The 18,219-nt window shown below is 73.1% G+C and carries 15 protein-coding genes; 6 read left to right on the forward strand and 9 right to left on the reverse strand.

What is annotated here, in order from left to right:
- Positions 1–167: 167 nt before the first annotated feature.
- Positions 168–938, forward strand: coding sequence for an RNA polymerase sigma factor SigF (locus CFP66_RS30435; protein ID WP_233159838.1), 771 nt, complete (start codon positions 168–170; stop codon positions 936–938).
- A gap of 117 nt (positions 939–1,055) precedes the next feature.
- On the opposite strand, the gene CFP66_RS30440 is transcribed toward CFP66_RS30435, so the two are convergent.
- The 7 genes from CFP66_RS30440 to CFP66_RS30470 form a co-directional block, all read right to left on the reverse strand.
- A complete protein-coding gene (locus CFP66_RS30440; RefSeq protein WP_198961763.1) occupies positions 1,056–1,634 on the reverse strand; it encodes a DUF6328 family protein in 579 nt (192 codons plus the stop codon).
- Positions 1,635–1,709: 75 nt separating this feature from the next.
- Entirely contained in the window at positions 1,710–2,288 is a 579-nt protein-coding gene (locus tag CFP66_RS30445) for a type 1 glutamine amidotransferase domain-containing protein (protein ID WP_094928641.1), read from the reverse strand.
- A gap of 71 nt (positions 2,289–2,359) precedes the next feature.
- The gene (locus CFP66_RS30450; protein ID WP_198961764.1) at positions 2,360–3,418 is read right to left on the reverse strand and encodes a DNA topoisomerase IB; all 1,059 of its coding nucleotides are present in this window, start codon (positions 3,416–3,418) and stop codon (positions 2,360–2,362) included.
- A gap of 39 nt (positions 3,419–3,457) precedes the next feature.
- Positions 3,458–3,817 (reverse strand): TraR/DksA C4-type zinc finger protein, encoded by a 360-nt coding sequence (locus CFP66_RS30455; protein WP_158228272.1) that lies wholly within the window; start codon positions 3,815–3,817, stop codon positions 3,458–3,460.
- Positions 3,818–3,914: 97 nt separating this feature from the next.
- Positions 3,915–6,284 carry a glycoside hydrolase family 65 protein gene (locus tag CFP66_RS30460; protein ID WP_094928643.1) on the reverse strand — a complete coding sequence of 790 codons (2,370 nt, stop codon included), beginning with the start codon at positions 6,282–6,284 and terminating at the stop codon, positions 3,915–3,917.
- The gene (locus CFP66_RS30465) at positions 6,281–7,027 is read right to left on the reverse strand and encodes an HAD family phosphatase (protein ID WP_094928644.1); all 747 of its coding nucleotides are present in this window, start codon (positions 7,025–7,027) and stop codon (positions 6,281–6,283) included. The genes CFP66_RS30460 and CFP66_RS30465 overlap by 4 nt, the downstream gene beginning before the upstream one ends.
- A gap of 57 nt (positions 7,028–7,084) precedes the next feature.
- Entirely contained in the window at positions 7,085–8,596 is a 1,512-nt protein-coding gene (locus tag CFP66_RS30470) for a histidine kinase (protein ID WP_094928645.1), read from the reverse strand.
- A 260-nt stretch (positions 8,597–8,856) separates the two neighbouring features.
- Between CFP66_RS30470 and CFP66_RS30475 the strand changes: the two genes are divergently transcribed.
- The 3 genes from CFP66_RS30475 to CFP66_RS30485 all read left to right on the forward strand — a co-directional run bounded on the left by CFP66_RS30475 (position 8,857) and on the right by CFP66_RS30485 (position 14,123).
- Positions 8,857–11,382: an RNA helicase gene (locus CFP66_RS30475; RefSeq protein ID WP_094928678.1), complete on the forward strand. Its 2,526-nt coding sequence runs from the start codon at positions 8,857–8,859 to the stop codon at positions 11,380–11,382.
- Positions 11,383–11,460: 78 nt separating this feature from the next.
- Positions 11,461–11,832 carry a hypothetical protein gene (locus CFP66_RS30480; protein WP_094928646.1) on the forward strand — a complete coding sequence of 124 codons (372 nt, stop codon included), beginning with the start codon at positions 11,461–11,463 and terminating at the stop codon, positions 11,830–11,832.
- 155 nt (positions 11,833–11,987) lie between these two features.
- Positions 11,988–14,123, forward strand: coding sequence for a bifunctional diguanylate cyclase/phosphodiesterase (locus tag CFP66_RS30485; RefSeq protein ID WP_094928647.1), 2,136 nt, complete (start codon positions 11,988–11,990; stop codon positions 14,121–14,123).
- Positions 14,124–14,147: 24 nt separating this feature from the next.
- On the opposite strand, the gene CFP66_RS30490 is transcribed toward CFP66_RS30485, so the two are convergent.
- Positions 14,148–14,672 (reverse strand): DUF742 domain-containing protein, encoded by a 525-nt coding sequence (locus tag CFP66_RS30490; protein ID WP_198961765.1) that lies wholly within the window; start codon positions 14,670–14,672, stop codon positions 14,148–14,150.
- A 202-nt stretch (positions 14,673–14,874) separates the two neighbouring features.
- On the opposite strand from CFP66_RS30490, the gene CFP66_RS30495 reads away from it, so the two are divergent.
- A complete protein-coding gene (locus CFP66_RS30495) occupies positions 14,875–15,648 on the forward strand; it encodes an LLM class F420-dependent oxidoreductase (protein WP_094928649.1) in 774 nt (257 codons plus the stop codon).
- Here CFP66_RS30495 and CFP66_RS30500 read toward each other — a convergent pair.
- Positions 15,611–16,672, reverse strand: a complete 1,062-nt coding sequence (locus CFP66_RS30500; RefSeq protein ID WP_094928679.1) for a LacI family DNA-binding transcriptional regulator — start codon at positions 16,670–16,672, stop codon at positions 15,611–15,613. The two genes, CFP66_RS30495 and CFP66_RS30500, sit on opposite strands and share 38 nt — an antisense overlap.
- A 280-nt stretch (positions 16,673–16,952) precedes the next feature.
- Here CFP66_RS30500 and CFP66_RS30505 point away from each other — a divergent pair, with 280 nt between their 5' ends.
- Positions 16,953–18,044, forward strand: coding sequence for a glycoside hydrolase family 172 protein (locus tag CFP66_RS30505; protein WP_233159840.1), 1,092 nt, complete (start codon positions 16,953–16,955; stop codon positions 18,042–18,044).
- Positions 18,045–18,219: the final 175 nt, after the last annotated feature.

Below are 18,219 nucleotides of genomic sequence, written 5' to 3' on the forward strand. Positions count from 1 at the left end.
CGTGATCGCGGGGGACGTGCTGTTCGACACCGGGGGATCACCTTCGCGGAGGGGTGACGGATGAAATGGCGACTTACGAACGTACCAGCGCCCGCGTTTCCCCCCACCGGGCCGCGGGTAGCTTCCCGAGTGCTCTTCGTCGTCGGCTGCCCGCCGCGGGACGTATCGTGACCGACACCTCCCGCGACTCGGACTACGCGCACCTCGCGCCCCTGTTCGAGGAGTACGCCGCGCTGCCGTCCGACGCCCCGGAGCGGGCGGCGCTGCGGTCGAAGCTGATCACCGGATACCTGCCGGTGGTGCAGCACATCGCCCGCCGCTTCGCGGGCCGCGGCGAGCCCGTGGACGACCTCGAGCAGGCCGGCACAGTCGGGCTGCTCAACGCCGTCGACCGGTTCGAACCCGACCGCGGCATCGACTTCCTGTCCTACGCGGTGCCCACGATCACCGGCGAGATCCGCCGCCACTTCCGCGACCGGACGTGGTCGATGCGGGTGCCGCGGCGGCTGAAGGACCTGCAGAGCGCGATCAACGGCGCCGTCGGGCCGCTGTCGCAGGAGCTCGGCCGCGCGCCGCGGCCCAGCGAGATCGCCGACCGGCTCGGGATCCCCACCGAGGACGTCGTGGAGGGCCTCGACGCGCAGCAGGCCTACCGCAGCAGCTCGCTCGACGAGCTCGTGGCCGGCGCGGACACCCCGCTCACCGACACCCTCGGCAGCGCCGACGCCGAGCTGGACAAGGTCGAGTACCGCGAGACCCTCGCACCGCTGCTCGACGACCTCCCGGAGCGGGAGCGCACCATCCTGCTCCTGCGCTTCTTCGGCAACCTCACCCAGACCCAGATCGCCGATCGCGTCGGGATCTCGCAGATGCACGTCTCCCGGCTGCTCTCCCAGACCGTGGCGCAGCTGCGCCGGCGCATGACCGACGAGGGCTGACCCGACCAGGGCTTCCCGCGGTGGGGCGGTTGGCGCGGGGGAGGTCGGGCGCAGCCCTGGCCGGTCGGCCCCGCCCGACGCAGCCCGGGGAGTCGACGCTGCCGGGCTGAGGTTCGATCAGCCGCTCATCCGCGCAGGGGGCGTCTCCCGCCCGTCGGGAGGCGTCCCCGCGCCGTCGTCGGTCCCGTTGCCGACCCCGTTGCCGTTGCGGGCGCGCCGCAGCATCGGCAGTGGCAGGACGAACCAGAGGGCGATGAGGACGGCGCAGACCACCGCGGCCGTGGTGATCGCGAACGGCCGGCCGACGGCCACGTCGAGCACCAGCAGGACGGCGCCGGTGAGCGTGAGCACGAGCGCCCCCAGCCCGAGGCTGAACAGCCGGTGGCCGAGCTGCACGGTCTCGGCCTTCACCCCGCGCCGGAAGGTGACGCGGTGCACGGCGGCCGGCGCGACGAACAGACCCGCGGTGAGCACCGAGCAGAGCAGGGTGACCACGTAGGTCCCGCGCTGCACGTCGTCGATGTCGCCGAAGCGCTCGGTGAACGAGAGCGTGAGCAGGAACGCGAAGAGGATCTGCACCCCCGTCTGCGCGACCCGCAGCTCCTGCAGCAGCTCGACCATGTTGCGGTCGGCGCGCTCGAGCGGGCCCTCGTTGCGCCCCTCGGCCCGGTTCCCGCTCATGTCGGCGCCAGTCATGCGCGGATGCTACCCGGACGGGTGACGCCGAGCTGGGCCGAACGCTCGGCGCCACCCGCCCGGGCGTAGTCGCGCTCAGACCGTGGCGCCCTCGTCGTGGACCCGGTGGGCGCCATCCGCGAACTCCTCCACGATCTTGGCGCAGAACGCGGGCAGGTCGTCCGGGTCACGGCTGGAGACCAGCCCGTTGTCCGTGACGACCTCCTCGTCGACGACGGTGCCGCCGGCGTTGCGGATGTCGGTGCGCAGGCTCGGGTAGGAGGTGAGCCTGCGTCCCCGCACCAGGTCGGCCTCGACCAGCGTCCACGGGCCGTGGCAGATCACCCCGACCGGCTTGCCGGCCCGGAAGACCTCCTGCACGAAGCTGCGCACGTCCGGGTCCATCCGCAGCCGATCGGCGTTCACGGTGCCACCCGGCATGATCAGCGCGTCGTAGTCGGCGGCGGAGGCCTGCTTCGCGGCCTTGTCCGCGGTGAACTTCTCCGCGGGTTCGATGTCGCCGTTCATCGCCTGGAACTCGCCGTCGGACAGCGAGATGATCTCCGTGCGGGCGCCCTCGCCGGTGACCGCGTCGCGTGGCCGGGTGAGCTCCACCTGCTCCACGCCGTCGGTCGCGAGGATCGCGATGCGCTTGCCGTCCAGCTTGCCGCTCATGGGTTCCCTCTCCTGTCGGTACTCGTCCCGCAAGTCGCGTACCCACCGGCACCGGGGCTATCCACGGCCGCTCAGCGTGCGATGAGCCGCACCACGGCCCGCTCCACGGACCCGCGGGTGGCGTCGTCGGTCAGGTCGGGCGCGCCGGCACCGTTCCCGAGCTCCTGCAGCGCCCGCAGCACCGTGCGCCCCTCGTCGAACCGCTCGATGACGCGCGGGTCGACGTAGGAGCTGCGCGCCACCGTGGGGGTGTTGCCGAGGTGTTCGGCCACCTCCTTGATGGAGGCGTTGACGAGCCGCTTGCGAGTCCGTTCCTTCTCCGGCACCCCGCGACCCGCCACGGCACCGGCGAGGGTGACGGCGGCGAGCACCGTGGCGTTCCAGGTGCGCAGGTCCTTGCAGGTGTACTGCTCGCCGACCAGCTCCTTGACCGCGGCGTTGAGGTCCTCCACGCGCACGTCGTGCCAGTCGCACCCGACGCGGTACGCGAGCAGGTCCTCGCCGCCGCCCCGGCGACGCAGCAGGGAGTTGACGACCTTGTGCAGCATCGGGTCCCGCAGCGCCAACGTCCGCGGGACACCGCCCTTGGCGGGGTAGGAGAACAGCACGACGCCGCGGTGCAGGTGCACGTGGTCGCGGCGCAGCGTCGCGAGCCCGAACGTGCCGTCCTCGTCGTCGTCGCCGGGTGCGTACTCCTCGCCTCCCGCCCGGAACACGCCGACGTCCAGCATCCGCACCGCGGCGGCGAGCACGCGGTCACGGTGCAGGCCCTTCTCCCCCAGCCGCGTCGTGAGCTCGCCGCGCACGCCGGCCAGGACGTGGCCGAGGGTGAGCACCCGCTCGTGCTTCTCCCGGTCGCGCCGGCGCCGCCACTCCTCGTGGTAGCGGTACTGGCGCCGGCCCGCGGCGTCGACGCCCACGGCCTGGATGTGCCCTTCCGGGTCGGGGCAGATCCAGACCTCCTGCCACGCAGGCGGGATGGCCAGCGACTTGATCCGGGCGATCTCGCCCGGATCGGTCACGGGGTCGCCCGCGCAGTCGTAGAAGCTCCATCCACGCCCGCGGCGCCGGCGCGAGAAGCCCGGCGACGCGGGATCGACCCGGACCAGACCCTCGGGAACCTCACTCACGTCACCGACCTACCCGAGCGGGCGTGCGGCAAGCGCGAACTAGGTCACGACGGGGGTGTCGGCGTGCTCGCGGCAGGTCGGCACCTCGGGCCGCGCCTCGAGGCGCTCGTCGTCGATCTCCCGACCGCACACGGCGCAGCGGCCGTACCCGCCTTCGTCGAGCCGATCGATCGCGTCCTGGACGCGGCGGCGCTGCTCGCTGAGCGTGGTGACGCTCAGGTCGGCCTCCATGGTCGTGTTCACCTCGGTGCCGTAGTCGCCGGGGTGCTGGCCGAGGGCGCCTTCCTGGCCGAGCGTGTCCGCGGATGCCTCGGCACGGTTGTCCTCGGCGGCACGCAGGCGGTCGTCGAGGGCGGACAGCTCACCGGTCAGCAGTTGTCGGGCGCGGTCGGGGTCCACGGGAGTCCTTCCGTCGGGTGCGGGACGCATCAGCGCCCTCGCATACCCCGCACGTGGAGCCCGTACGCGTCGCCCGTGGAGATCAGCTGCGAGGAGATCAGCTGCCGGGGTGGCGCCCCTTCGGCACGCGCCCGTACGGCTGCTCCACCGGGTCCACCGGGTCGAGCGCCGGGATCTCGCGCACCTGTGCCTCGTCCCCCAGCGCGAGGGGCTCGCCGTGGTGGTGCAACCGCATCGGCGGGCCCGACACCAGCCGGTACTCCGCCTCGCCGGGCCGGATCTCCACCCGCAGCTGCCGGCCCTGCCAGCGCAGCCCGAACGAGATCCGCGAGAGCGCGGGCGGCAGCCGCGGGGCGAACGAGATCCCCCCGGTGCCGCCCGCGTCCATCCGCATGCCGCCGAAGCCGGAGACCACCGCCGTCCAGGTGCCCGCCATCGACGCGATGTGCACGCCGTGGTCGGAGTTGCCCGCGAGGTCGTCCAGGTCCACCAGCGCGGCCTCGCCGAGGTAGTCGTAGGCCAGGTCCAGGTGCCCGGTCCACGCCGCCACCACCGCCTGCGTGCACGCCGACAGCGACGAGTCCCGCACCGTCAGCGACTCGTAGTAGGCGAAGTTGCGGCGCATCTGCTCGAGGCTGAACGCATCCGGGCGCAGCTGCATCGCCAGCACCAGGTCCGCCTGCTTGATCACCTGCTTGCGGTACAGGTCGAAGTAGGGGACGTTCAGCAGCAGCGGGTACATCTGCGGCGGCGTGGCCTCGAAGTCCCACACCTGGTGGTTCGTGAACCCCTCGGCCTGCGGGTGCACGCCCAGCACGTCGTCGAACGGGATGCGCATCGACTTCGCCGCGTCCCGCCAGGACGCCATCTCCTCGGCGTTCACCCCGAGCCGCGCCGCCGCCCGTGCGTGGCGCGCCGCCGTGTCCGCCGCCACCCGCAGGTTCTGCTGGGCCATCAGGTTGGTGTAGACGTTGTTGTCCACGATCGCGGTGTACTCGTCCGGGCCCGTCACCCCGTCGATGCGGAACTGCCCCGACGAGTCGTGATGCCCCAGCGAACGCCACAACCGCGCCGTGGCCACCACCAGCTCCAGGCCCACCTCGCGCTCGAACACCTCGTCACCGGTCGCCGCCACGTGGCGACGCACCGCGTCGGCGATGTCGGCGTTGATGTGGAACGCCGCCGTGCCCGCCGGCCAGTACCCCGAACACTCCTGCCCCCGGATCGTCCGCCACGGGAACGCCGCCCCACCCAGCCCCAGCTGCTCCGCCCGCTCGTAGGCAAGGGGCAGGATCGACTGGCGCCAGCGCAGCGCGTCCGCCGCGGCCTCGGGTGCGAGGTGGGAGAGCACCGGGAGGCAGAACGTCTCGGTGTCCCAGAACGTGTGCCCGTCGTAACCCTCGCCGGTCAGCCCCTTCGCCCCGATCGCGCGACGCTCGGCCCGCGCCCCGGCCTGCAGCACGTGGAAGGTCGCCAACCGCACCGCCTGCTGCAGCTCCGCGTCCCCGTCGATCTCGACGTCCGCGGTCTCCCAGAACTCGTCCAGGTACTGACGCTGCTCGGCCACCAGCCCGTCCCAGCCCGTGTAGCGCGCGGCCGCCAGCGCGGCGCGGACCTGGTCGTGCAGCGCCGGCAGCGAGCGGCGCGACGACCACCCGTAGGCCAGGTACTTCACCAGCCGCAGCGTGCGGCCCGGCTCGAGGCGCGCGATCACGGTGGTGCGCCCGATGTCCTCGGTGGCCTCGGTGGTGACCTTCACCCCGTCCGGCCCGTGCACCTCGTGGTCCATCGCCGCGGCCACCCGCAGGCCCGAGCGACGGGTCCGGTGCAGCAGCGTGGCGCTCGCCTCGGCGCTGCGGTGCTGCTCGGCCACCAGCGGGTCGGTGAGCGCCGCCTCCACGCGCGGGTCGGCCTCGTCGCGGCCCGGCAGCTGCTCGTTGGCCACCAGCTCCGACTGCACCACGAGCAGGGCGGGCTCGTCGAGCACCTCGACCTCGTAGCAGATCGCCGCGATCGCGCGCTGCGTCAGCGACACCATCCGCGTCGAGCGGACCCGCACCACGCGGCCCGCGGGCGAGGCCCACTCGACCTCGCGGGTGAGCGTGCCCGCCCGCAGGTCCAGCACCCGTTCGTGGCGGTGCAGCTGCCCGTAGCGCAGGTCGAACGGCTCGTCCTCCACCAGCAACCGGATCAGCTTGCCGTTGGTGACGTTGATGATCGTCTGCCCCGACTCCGGGTAACCGTAGCCACCCTCGGCATACGGCAGCGGGCGACGCTCGTAGAACGAGTTGAGGTACGTACCCGGCATCGCGTGCGGCTCACCCTCGTCGAGGTTGCCGCGCAGCCCGATGTGCCCGTTGGACAGCGCGAACACCGATTCGACCTGGCCCATCCGGTCCAGGTCCAACCGCGGCTCCCGCACCACCCACGGCTCCACGGCGAAGGCACGGCCCGGGTCGGGGCTCATCGTCCGGCCTCCAGCAACTCGGCGAGGTCGGACACGACGACGTCGGCGCCGTGCTCCCGCAGCGCGTCGGCGTGGCCGAGCCGGTCGACGCCCACGACGAAGCCGAACCCGCCCGCCTTGCCCGACGCGACGCCTGCCAGGGCGTCCTCGAACACGACGGCCTGGTCCTTCCCGACGCCCAGGTCGGCGGCGGCGGCGAGGAACGTGTCGGGCGCGGGCTTGCCGGGCAACCCGCGCTCCTTGGCGGTCACCCCGTCCACGCGGTGGTCGATCAGCTCGATGAGACCCGCGACGCGCAGCACCTGCTCGGCATTGGCCGACGAGGACACGACCGCCGCGGCGAGCCCCGCCTCCTTCACCGCGTGCAGGTAGCGCACCGATCCGGGGTAGACCTCCACCCCGACCGTGACGATCTTGTCCTGGACCAGGTCGTTCTTGCGCGTGGCGAGCGCGAAGACCGTCTCCGCGTCGGGTGCGTCATCGGGCCCACCCGCCGGCAGCTCGATGCCGCGGGAGCGCAGGAACGAGTCCGTGCCCGCCAGCCGCGGCTTGCCGTCCACGTAGGGCCCGTAGTCGCTCGTGACGTCGAAGGGCCGGAACTCGGCACCCTCACGCTCGGCGCGGACGCGCAGGTACTCGTCGAACATCTGCTTCCACGCGGCCGCGTGCACGCTCGCAGTGTCGGTCAGCACGCCGTCGAGATCGAAGAGGCACGCGCGCGTGCCGTCGGGAAGCCCCAGCATGCGCGCACGGTACCGAGCCGTTGATCACCATCCCCACCCACACCACACCAGGGGCTCTCAGAGTCGGAGTGTGCGAGTGGCCTCGCCCGCTGTCACCCGCACCTCGCAGCCGCCCTCCACGGCGCGGGCGGCGAGGGCGAGCAGCCCGCCCTCGGGGCGCGGTTCGATGTCGTGCTGCACCGCGTCGCGTACCGCGGTGAGCACCTGCATCGGGGTCACCGGCGTGGTGTGCAGGTCGGCGGCCACGTCCACGGCGACCTGCAGCCGTGCACCGAACCGCGCCTGCTCGAGCTGCAGATAGCCCTGGACCGCGGCGATCTCGTCGCCCAGCGTGCTCGTGCCGGCCTGGTCCGCGGCCCGGGAGAGGTCGGCGAAGCCCATCAGGAGCTCCCGCGCCCGCATCGGGTCGGTGCGGATCAGGGCTGCGATGGTGTTCAGCGAGTTGTAGACGAAGTGCTGCTCCAACCGCCGTACCTCGGTGGACGCGGCGGCCTCCGCCTCCGGGGCCCGGGGCTCCGGCTCGACGGGCGCGGGTTCGGCCGGCGGCTCCGGGGCGAGCGGTGGCGCGGGCTCCGGAGGCAACGCCCAGCCGTCCTCGCGCACGTCCGCCGGCTCGAGCAGGCCCTGCCAGCGCGGGCGGCGCATGCGGCCGCCGCCGATCCAGCCCGAGAACTCCGCGAGACCCACCAGCTCCGGCACGGCCCAGCGCGCGTGCCGGGCCGCCGCGGGCGGCAGGGCGTCCACGAACGGCGTGGCCGCGCGCTCCCGCTCCCCCAGCTCGGCCGCGAGCTTGCGGCGCTGCTCGAGCGACACCCCGACACGCCCGACGTAGTGCAGGCCGGCCTCCTGCGCGGCGGGCGCCCCGAGCAGCAGGGTGCCGACGGTCTCGGGCCGGTGCGGGTCGGCCGGGGTCCACCCGCCCACGAGCACCTGGCGCGTGCGCGTCACGGGCAGCCGCAGCCAGTACCGCGACCGCCCGCCCGGGTGGTAGCGCCCCCGCCGGTGCCGGGCGTGGAGGCCGTCGGCCCCCTTCTGCTCGGCGATCGCCAGCATCGCGTCCAGCTCGGTGGCGGGCAGCGGTGAGGTCGTCCAGACCGGCGGGCTCGCGAAACCCAGCCCGTCGAGCAGGGCGCGACGGTCGGCGTAGGGGAGCTCGGCGGTGCTGTGCCCGTCCAGCCACAGCAGGTCGGCCACCTGCAGGTCCACCGGGATCCGGCGGATCGTGGCGTCGGAGGGCCGGTGGCGCGCGCTGCGGCGGGTGAGCAGCCGCGGGCGCACCGCGTGCTCCTCCCCGCGCGCGACCAGCGTGCCGTCCAGCACCATCCCGCCCGGCGGGCACCGCCGAAGCAGCGGCTCGGCGAGCTCGGGGTAGGCCGCGCTCATCGAGTTGTCGGCGCCCGAGAGCAGCCGCACGCGCCGGCCCGGCTGCACGTAGGCGATGCAGCGGTGACCGGTCCACGCCACCTCGACGACCCAGTCCGCGCCGGTCGGCGGCTCGCCGGTGACGGTGCCGGGTTGCATCGGGCGGATGAGCGCGGGCACACCCTTCGAGGTCGCCCGCTCGCTCACGGCTCTCACCGTAGCTGTGCTGTGTCGATTTGCCTCCGCTGCGCTCCGGCGTGCTCGCGGACCCCTCAGGCGCGCCGCCCGGCCCGACACACCCACCCGCACACCCCGACTCGCGCAAGGTTGGGCCCGACTCGCGCAAGGGGTTGGCTCCGAACCCCCGCGAGTCGCGCTCTCACCGCGGGCGAGTCGGGCTCTCAGCGCCGGCCCGCTGCGTGTCCGGCTGCACGTTCGCGGAGGCCGTGCGGGACCATCGGGGCACCATGACGCTCACCGACCGCCTGCCGCCCACCCCCGACGACCCCGACGCACTGGTCGAGGCGTTCACCGACTGGGCGTTCGAGGAACGCGGCCTGTCGCTCTACCCGGCGCAGGAGGAGGCGCTGCTCGAGCTCGTCACGGGCGGCAACGTGATCCTCTCGACGCCGACGGGCTCGGGCAAGTCGCTGGTGGCCGTCGGCGCGCACGCGGCGGCGCTGGCCCGCGAGGAGCGCACCTTCTACACGGCGCCGATCAAGGCGCTGGTGAGCGAGAAGTTCTTCCAGCTGATCGACACGTTCGGTGCGGACAAGGTCGGGATGCTCACCGGCGACGCGGCGGTGAACGAGAAGGCGCCGATCATCTGCTGCACGGCCGAGATCCTGGCCAACATCGCGCTGCGGTCGGGTCGGGGCGCCGACGTCGGCTCGGTCGTCATGGACGAGTTCCACTTCTACGCCGACCCGGACCGCGGCTGGGCGTGGCAGGTGCCGCTGATCGAGCTGCCGCAGGCGCAGTTCCTGCTGATGAGCGCCACGCTCGGCGACGTGTCGTTCTTCCGCGAGGACGTCACCCGCCGCACCGGGCGCGACACCGCGGTGATCACCTCGGTGGAGCGGCCGGTGCCGCTGCACTACCGCTACGTGCACAGCCCGCTGCACGAGACGATCGCCGAGCTGCTGCAGACGCACGAGGCGCCCGTCTACGTCGTGCACTTCACCCAGCAGTCGGCGATCGAGCGCGCGCAGGCGCTGATGAGCGTCAACGTCACCTCCAAGGAGGACAAGCAGGCGATCGCGGACCTCATCGGGAGGTTCCGGTTCACCGCGGGGTTCGGCAAGACGCTGTCCCGGCTCGTGCGCCACGGCATCGGCGTGCACCACGCCGGGATGCTCCCCCGCTACCGCCGGCTGGTGGAGACCCTCGCCCAGGCCGGGCTGCTCCGTGTCATCTGCGGCACCGACACCCTCGGCGTCGGCATCAACGTGCCGATCCGCACCGTCCTGTTCACCGGCCTGGCCAAGTACGACGGCGTGCGCACCCGCCCCCTCAAGGCGCGCGAGTTCCACCAGATCGCCGGGCGCGCGGGCCGTGCGGGCTACGACACCATCGGCACCGTCGTCGCCGAGGCACCCGACCACGAGGTGGAGAACGCCCGCCTGCTCGCCAAGGCCGGGGACGACGCCAAGAAGCGGCGCCGGGTGGTGCGCAAGCAACCGCCCGAGGGGTTCGTCGGCTGGTCGCAGACCAGCTTCGAGAAGCTGCAGAACGCCCAGCCCGAGCCGTTGACCAGCCATTTCAAGGTCACGCACGCGATGCTGCTGAACGTGATCTCCCGGCCGGGGGACGCGTTCGCCGCCATGCGGCACCTGCTGGAGGACAACCACGAGCCCCGGCCCCGCCAGCGCCGCCACATCCTGCGGGCGATCGCGATCTACCGGGCGCTGCGGGCCGCGGGCGTCGTCGAGGAGCTCCCCGAGCCCGACGCCGAGGGCAGGCGCGTCCAGCTGGTCGGGGACCTGCAGCTCGACTTCGCGCTCAACCAGCCGCTGTCGCCGTTCGCGCTCGCCGCGATCGACCTGCTCGACCGCGAGGTGCCGCAGTACGCCATGGACGTGCTCTCGGTGCTCGAGGCCACGCTCGACGACCCGCGGCCGGTGCTGCAGGCCCAGCAGAAGAAGGCCCGCGGCGAGGCGATCGCGGCGATGAAGGCCGACGGCATCGAGTACGAGGAGCGCATGGCGCTGCTCGAGGACGTCACCTACCCGAAGCCCCTCGACGAGCTGCTGCACGCCGCCCTGGAGACCTACCGCCAGGGCGCTCCCTGGGTCGAGGACGCGCGGCTGTCGCCCAAGTCGGTGGCCCGCGACATGTTCGAGAAGTCGATGACGTTCGTCGAGTACGTCGGGCACTACGGGCTCGCCCGCTCCGAGGGCCTCGTGCTGCGCTACCTCGCCGACACCTACCGCGCGCTGCGCCAGACCGTGCCCGACGAGGCGAAGACCGAGGAGCTGGGCGACGTCGAGGAGTGGCTCGGCGAGCTGGTGCGCCAGGTCGACTCCAGCCTGCTCGACGAGTGGGAGGCGCTCGCCGCCGGGGAGGGCACCGGCGCGGAGCCGGCACCGCCCACCCTGGACGAGGGGCCCGCCGCCGTCACCCGCAACCCGCGCGCGTTCCGCGTCCTGGTGCGCAACGCGCTGTTCCGCCGTGTGGAGCTGGCCGCCCTGCGCCGCTTCGGCGAGCTGGGTGAGCTCGACGCCGAGGCCGGCTGGGACGCCACGGCGTGGCAGGAGGCGCTGGAGCCCTACTACGCCGAGCACGACAGCATCGGTACCGGCCCCGACGCCCGCGGCCCCCAGTTCTTCGCCGTCACCGAGGAGCCCGAGCGCTGGCTCGTCCGGCAGGTCCTGCAGGACCCGGCGGGCGACCGCGACTGGGCGATCAATGCCGAAGTCGACCTGACCGCGTCCGACGAGCAGGGCACCCCGGTCGTCTGGGTCACGGCAGTGGAGCCGCTGGGCGGCGGCTGAAACCCGGTCCTGACACTCCCCCGACGCGCCGGTCCATGATCGGTTGACGATTCGTTCGTGTCAATGAATGATTGACCCATGAACTACGAGGAAGCGGTGCGCTGGCTCGACCGGGTCGATCCGATGATCGCGCGTCCCGACCGGACCGTCACCGGCCGGCTGGACCGGCTCAAGGAGGTCTCCGCCGAGGGCGGGCTCACCCGGGACGCCGCAGCGGCCTGGTACGCGATCGTCGGCGAGATGCGCCGGCTGGCCGACTACTACGAGCGCGACCTCATCCGCAGGCTGCGCGCCGACGGGCTCACCTGGGCCCAGGTGGCCGAGGCGGTGCAGGCCCAGCTGTCGAGCCGGCAGGCCGCCCAGGCCAAGTGGAAGCGGCTGCTCGATCCCGGCCGCCGCACCACCACCGGCGACATGCGCCGCGGGGGCAGGCCGCGCCAGTCCCCCTGACGTGCAGCGCCGCTCAGCAGGCCCGCAGCAGCACCGGAAGGTAGGCTCCTCGAAGATCGCCTGTGGACGCAAGTGCCACGGGCCTTCCACAGCGGGAGCGCGAGGATGGTGCACGAGCCGAACGCGCCGGGCCCGGCCTGGGGTCCGGCCACGCCATGACCAGCACCGTGCCGGCCGAGGCGCGGGAGCTCGGCATGGCCTGGGCGGCGGCCGTGCAGACCTCCGGATTCGTACCGCTGGACCGCCAGGAGCTGCAGTCCGCGCTCGTGGAACGGGCCGCCACGCTGCTGGCCGTCGTGGACGACGGGGCGGGTCCCGATCCCGCCGCCGACCCGCACCTGATCGGCCGGTGGATGGTCGACGCCCACTTCACCCAGCCGCCGGCGCTGCAACGCACGCTCACCGTGCTCGGCCCGCGCCTCACCCGCAACGACCCCGAGCGCGGCGCCACCGTCCTCGCCGCACTCGCCACCGGTTACGCCGCGGCGCTGCAGGAGCGCACCCGAGCCGAGCAGGAGCGCGTGAGCGCCGCCGCCTTCGCCGCCCGTGCCGCCGCCGAGCAGGCGCGGTGGGCGAGCGAGGCCCGGTTCGGCGCGCTCTTCGCCGACGCAGCCATCGGCATCGCGATCGTCACGGGCGAGGGCGAGATCCTCGAGGTGAACCGCGCGCTGTGCCAGATGACCGGCCACACGACCGATCAGCTCGTGGGCCACCACGTCAGCCGCTTCGTCCCGGACGCGGACGACGCCCTGCGCGCGCGCATGAACGAGATGCAGGCCGGTTCCCTCGACCACGCCCGCCTCGAACGGCCCTACCGCCGCCCCGACGGCACCACGATCTGGACCGACATCGTCCTGTCCCTGGTCCGGGCACCCGACGGGTCGCCGCGCTACGTCGTCGCCATGATCGCCGACGTCACCGAGCGGCACCGCCTCGAGACCTCGCTGCGCCACCAGGCCCAGCACGACCCGCTCACCGGCCTGCCCAACCGCACCCTGTTCTTCGAACGGCTCGACGCCGCGCTCTCCGCCGACGGGCCCGGACGCCACGTCGGCGTCTGCTACCTCGACCTCGACGGGTTCAAGGCCGTCAACGACACCCTCGGCCACGACGTCGGTGACGAACTCCTGCAGGCCGTCGCCCACCGGCTGGCCGGCGAGCTGGGCGACGACCGGCGGCTGGTCGCCCGGATGGGCGGCGACGAGTTCGTCGTGCTCGCCGAGATCCCGCCCGGCCGCCGTGCAGCCCTCGAGGAGCTGGAGCGGGTGGCGCACCGCGCGCTCGACGCCGTGCGGCGCCCGATCGTGCTCGGCACGCACCGGATCGCCGTCACCGCGAGCGTCGGCATCGTGCAGCGCGGGGACGGCGGCGCCGGCCCCGCCGAGCTGATGAAGGCCGTCGACACCACCCTGCACTGGGCGAAGAAGGACGGTCGCGACCGGGTGGCGCGCTTCGACGCCGAGCGCCACCGCGCCGACGTCGCCCGGTTCGAGCTCTCGGCCCGGATGCCCGAGGCGCTGGAGGCCGGCGAGTTCGTCGTGCACTACCAGCCCCTGGTCCGGCTCACCGACCAGCGGCTGGTCGGGGTCGAGGCGCTCGTCCGGTGGGAGCGGCCCGGCGAGGGGCGGCTGGGCCCGGACGTGTTCATCCCCGTGGCCGAGGAGACCGGGCTCATCGTCCCGCTCGGCCGGTGGGTCCTGCACGAGGCGTGCCGCCAGGCCGTCCGGTGGCGGGTGGATCACCCGGGTGCCGAGCTGTTCGTCAGCGTCAACCTGGCAGCGCGCCAGGTGCGTGAGCCCGGCATCGTCGACGACGTGGCGCAGATCCTCGCCGACACCGGCTGGCCCGCGCACGGCCTGCAGCTCGAGCTCACCGAGAGCGACCTGATGGGCACCACCGGCGAGCCGCTCGAGGCGCTGCACGCGCTCGCCGCCATGGGCGTCCGCATCGCGATCGACGACTTCGGCACCGGCTACTCCAACCTCGCCTACCTGCGTTCGCTGCCCATCCACGCGCTGAAGCTCGCCGGACCGTTCGTCAACGGGCGCGCGAAGCCCACCAGCGGGGAGGGCGACGGCGCCGACGAGGTCGATCTGGAGGTGCTGGCCCTGCTCATCGAGCTCGCCCACACGCTGGGGCTCTCGGTCACCGCCGAGGTCGTCGAGACCGCCGTGCAGCTCGAGCGGTTGCGCAAGCTCGGCTGCGACACGGGGCAGGGCTGGTACTTCGCGCCCGCGATGGTCGCGGGTGCCGTGCCGGAGCTGCTGCAGGGCCCCGTCGGACCGCCCTGACCCACGCACCCGGCCACGGCGGCCTCACAACCGACGCAACCCGCTGAGCACGCGGTCCATCAGGGCGAGGTCCGGACCGGCCGCACCCGCGCTGCGGTGCACCGTGACCGCCCCCGCGGCCGCCAGATCGCCGACCAGCACGCGGGCCACCCCGAGCGGCACACCGGCCCCGACAGCCAGCTCGGCCACCGACCGCGATTCGCGGCACAACCCGAGCACGGTCTCGTGCGCCCCGGACAGGCGCGTGGACGGCGACTGCGGCGCCGCGGAGACCAGGGTCTCGATCGACAGCTCGACCGAGGACCGGGTCCGGCCGCCGGTGAACACGTAGGGCCGCACGAACGACACCCCGCTCGCGCCCGGCTCCTCCTCGTGGTCCCGCCCCGCGGCCGGTGCGTCGGGAGCCTCGGCGGGCGCTGCGCCCGCAGCAGCCGGGCCGGCATCCGGCTGCTCCTCGACCGCCCCGTCCGGGCCGGGCTCATCCGCCCGATCGCGCTCCGGGCGGCGCTGCCGGGGTACGCCGCGAAACCGTGCTCCCGTGAGACCCACCGTCGGTCCCGGATCGCCGTCCGTGTCCATTCCGCGGCCTCTCCCGTGCTCGCCCACGCCGGATGCGGCCACCCCGTCGACAGCGGGTGACGCCGGAGTTGCGCCGCCGTCCCGCAGTGATGACGTTTCGTGCCGCCTCCATGACCGTTAGTGATGATTGCCCGGGAAGCACGTCCTGCGCAAGGGTGGAAGGATCAACTGCATGTCGCAGCCCGTCCGGATCGGTGTCCAGATCCAGCCCCAGCACGCCGATTACCCGCAGATCCGCACCGCCGTCGCCGAGGCCGAGACCGCCGGCGTCGACATCGTCTTCAACTGGGACCACTTCTTCCCGCTGAGCGGCGAGGCCGACGGCAAGCACTTCGAGTGCTGGACGATGCTCGGGGCCTGGGCCGAGGCCACGAGCCGGGTCGAGATCGGGGCACTCGTCAGCTGCAACAGCTACCGCAACCCCGAACTGCTCGCCGACATGGCCCGCACGGTCGACCACATCTCGGACGGCCGCCTGATCCTCGGCATCGGCGCGGGCTGGTTCGAGCGCGACTACGACGAGTTCGGCTACGAGTTCGGCACCGCGGGCAGCCGCCTCGCCGACCTCGCCCAGGCCCTCCCCCGCATCCGTGACCGCTGGTCGCGGAGCAACCCCGCGCCGACCCGCGACATCCCGGTCCTGATCGGCGGCGGCGGGGAGCGCAAGACCCTGCGCTACACCGCGGAGCACGCCGGCATCTGGCACAGCTTCGGCGACGTCGAGACGTTCACCCGCAAGAGCGGCGTGCTCGACGCGCACTGCGCCGACGTCGGGCGGGACCCGGGCGAGATCGAGCGCTCCGTCGGGGTGGGCACACCGCCGGAGCAGGTGGGCGACGCGCTCGTCGCGGCCGGCGCGAGGCTGTTCACCGTCGGGGTGAGCGGTCCGGACTACGACCTCGGGCTCGTCAAGGAATGGGTCGCCTGGCGGGACGCGCAGCGCTGACCGCTCGTGTCCCGGCCCGGACCTGGCCGTCGCCGGTCGTGTCCGGGTCGGGGACGTTGTCGGGAACGTTGCGGAGCATGATCGTGCGGTGGGGCTGCGCGCTCCCCTGGATCCGCTCCAGGAGCACGGTGGCGGCGGTGGCACCGAGCAGGCGGGCAGGCAACGGGATCACCTCGACACCCGAGGGCTCGAGCGGGAAGTAGGGCAGGTCGCCGTAGGCGGCCACCCCGAAGCCGGGCGGGCGCAGCCCACGGTCGCCGAGCTCCCCGAGCGCGCCGAGCGCCATCAGGTTGTTGGCCACGAAGACGGCGTCCGGCGGCTCGGCGCGCGCGAGGAGTTCGGCCATCGCCGCCCGGCCGCCCGCCACGCGGTAGTCCGCGTGCACCAGGTACGCGTCCGGGTCGAGGTCCGGGGAGCGGCGGAGGAAGACCTCCCGCCAGCCCGCGCTGCGCAGCTCGGCGGTCTCCGCCGCGCCGGGGCCGGTGATGCAGGCGACGCGCCGGGCACCCTGGTCGTAGAGACGCGCGGTGGCCTCCCGGCCACCGGCGAGGTTGTCCACGACGACGGAGTCGACCGGCTCCCGCGGCAGGGCGCGGTCGACGCTCACGACCGGCCTGCCCCGCTCCACGAGCACGCTGATGTCGCTGTCGGTGCCCGCCGGTACCAGGATCACCCCGGCCATGTGCTCGGAGACCGCGATCGTCAGGTACCGGCCCTCCCGCGCGGGGTCCTCGTCGCTGTTGCACAGCACGACCGAGTAACCGGCGCCGTGCGCGACGTCCTCCACCCCGCGCGCGAGCGCGGTGAAGAACGGGTTCTCGATGTCGGCGACGATGAGAGCGATCACCGAGGAGGTCTGCATGCGCAGCGCCCGGGCGGTCCGGTTCGGCGAGTACCCCAGCTGCTCGGCCGCCCGCAGCACCAGGCGCGTCCGCTCCCGGGACACGTTGGAGCCGTTGAACACGCGCGATACCGTGGCCGGGGAGACTCCGGCGAGGGCGGCAACCTCGTAGATCGTCGCCATGGCCTCCACCATTCTCCGGCCCGGGCCGCGTGCACGAGCCGTCGAAGTGTACGACGTCGTGAAACCGATTCCAAGCGTGACACCTCGCGTCCGGCCCTGACCGCCTCTGGTGGGGCCCCAAATCCCCCTTCGGGAGTTCTTGACCTCGCCCTCCGATCTTTCTACAGTGCCGTGGAATCGATTTCGTGTCGCGCGATTCCCCCGCGGCACCGGATCACGACACGAACGTCCGGAGGACCCTCATGGCGCACCCCTGCACCCCGCAGCGAGGAGGCGCTCGGTGAGCGCACCGCAGCCCGTCCCGCACCAGCCGTCGACGACCCCCTCGATGGCGCTGCTGAGCAGCGCCACCACCCGGTCGATCAGCCCGGAGAACCCGAGCGGAGCGCCCGGCGCGGGTGGCGGGGCCACCGAGGGCACCGGTGCCGCCTGCGCCCGCGACCTCGGCCAGGGCTGGAAGGTCTCCCCGTCGATCGAGATCCCCGCCGGCAGCCGCACCGAGATCGCCGCGATCGACGGCCCGGGCGTCATCCAGCACATCTGGATCACCACCCACCCCCGGCACTGGCGCGAGCTCATGCTGCGGATGCACTGGGACGGCGACGCCGAGCCCGCCGTGGAGGTGCCGCTGGGCGACTTCTTCGGGCAGGGATGGGGCGAGTTCGCGCAGCTGAGCTCACAGGTCGTCGCCGTCAACCCGCACGGCGGCTTCAACTGCTACTGGCAGATGCCCTTCCGCACCGGCGCGCGGATCACGCTGGAGAACCTCGGCGCCGACCCCGCGGTCGTCTACTACCAGGTGACCTACGCGCAGCAGGACGTGGCCGAGGAGGCCGGCTACCTGCACGCGCAGTGGAGGCGCGACAACCCGCTGGCCAAGGGCAGCACCCACACCCTCGTCGAGGGCGTCACCGGGCGCGGCCACTACGTGGGCACCTACCTCGCGTGGGGCGTCAACTCCACCGGCTGGTGGGGCGAGGGCGAGCTCAAGTTCTACCTCGACGACGACCGGGACCTCCCCACGATCTGCGGCACCGGCACCGAGGACTACTTCGGCGGCGCCTGGAACTTCGACGTCCCCGGCTCCGGCTACACCAGCTTCACCACCCCGTACCTGGGACTGCACCAGATCCTGCGCCCCGACGGGCTCTACCGCAGCCAGCAGCGCTTCGGCATGTACCGCTGGCACCTCCCGGACCCGATCCGGTTCGCGCACGCGTTGCGCGTCGACGTGCAGGCTCTCGGCTGGCGGTCCGGGCGCCGGTACCTGCAATTGCAGGACGACATCGCCTCGGTCTCCTGGTTCTACCTCGACCGCACCTCCACCCACCGCCCGGCGACCCCGGACGTCGACCACCTCGAGATCACCTGAGCGAGCAAGCACCCCACAAAGCGACACGGACGCACCCGGACCCCGACTCGCGGGGGTGGCGACACCCACCCCGATGCTCCTATGGAAGTCAACCCGTGATCTGAAGATCTTGGTGGCTGTGGGTTAGGGCGGTGTAGACCTCGCGGGCGACGTAGCGTTTGAGGCATCGGATGAT

The organism is Pseudonocardia sp. MH-G8 (genome assembly GCF_002262885.1).
GTDB lineage: Bacteria > Actinomycetota > Actinomycetes > Mycobacteriales > Pseudonocardiaceae > Pseudonocardia.

Excerpts from the sequence above, each read along its gene's own strand:
- CFP66_RS30440 (WP_198961763.1), bottom strand. The coding sequence starts at position 1,634 with ATGACTGGCGCCGACATGAGCGGGAACCGGGCCGAGGGGCGCAACGAG.
- CFP66_RS30445 (WP_094928641.1), bottom strand. The coding sequence starts at position 2,288 with ATGAGCGGCAAGCTGGACGGCAAGCGCATCGCGATCCTCGCGACCGAC.
- CFP66_RS30460 (WP_094928643.1), bottom strand. The coding sequence starts at position 6,284 with ATGAGCCCCGACCCGGGCCGTGCCTTCGCCGTGGAGCCGTGGGTGGTG.
- CFP66_RS30465 (WP_094928644.1), bottom strand. The coding sequence starts at position 7,027 with ATGCTGGGGCTTCCCGACGGCACGCGCGCGTGCCTCTTCGATCTCGAC.
- CFP66_RS30475 (WP_094928678.1), top strand. The coding sequence starts at position 8,857 with ATGACGCTCACCGACCGCCTGCCGCCCACCCCCGACGACCCCGACGCA.
- CFP66_RS30480 (WP_094928646.1), top strand. The coding sequence starts at position 11,461 with ATGAACTACGAGGAAGCGGTGCGCTGGCTCGACCGGGTCGATCCGATG.
- CFP66_RS30485 (WP_094928647.1), top strand. The coding sequence starts at position 11,988 with ATGACCAGCACCGTGCCGGCCGAGGCGCGGGAGCTCGGCATGGCCTGG.
- CFP66_RS30495 (WP_094928649.1), top strand. The coding sequence starts at position 14,875 with ATGTCGCAGCCCGTCCGGATCGGTGTCCAGATCCAGCCCCAGCACGCC.
- CFP66_RS30500 (WP_094928679.1), bottom strand. The coding sequence starts at position 16,672 with ATGGCGACGATCTACGAGGTTGCCGCCCTCGCCGGAGTCTCCCCGGCC.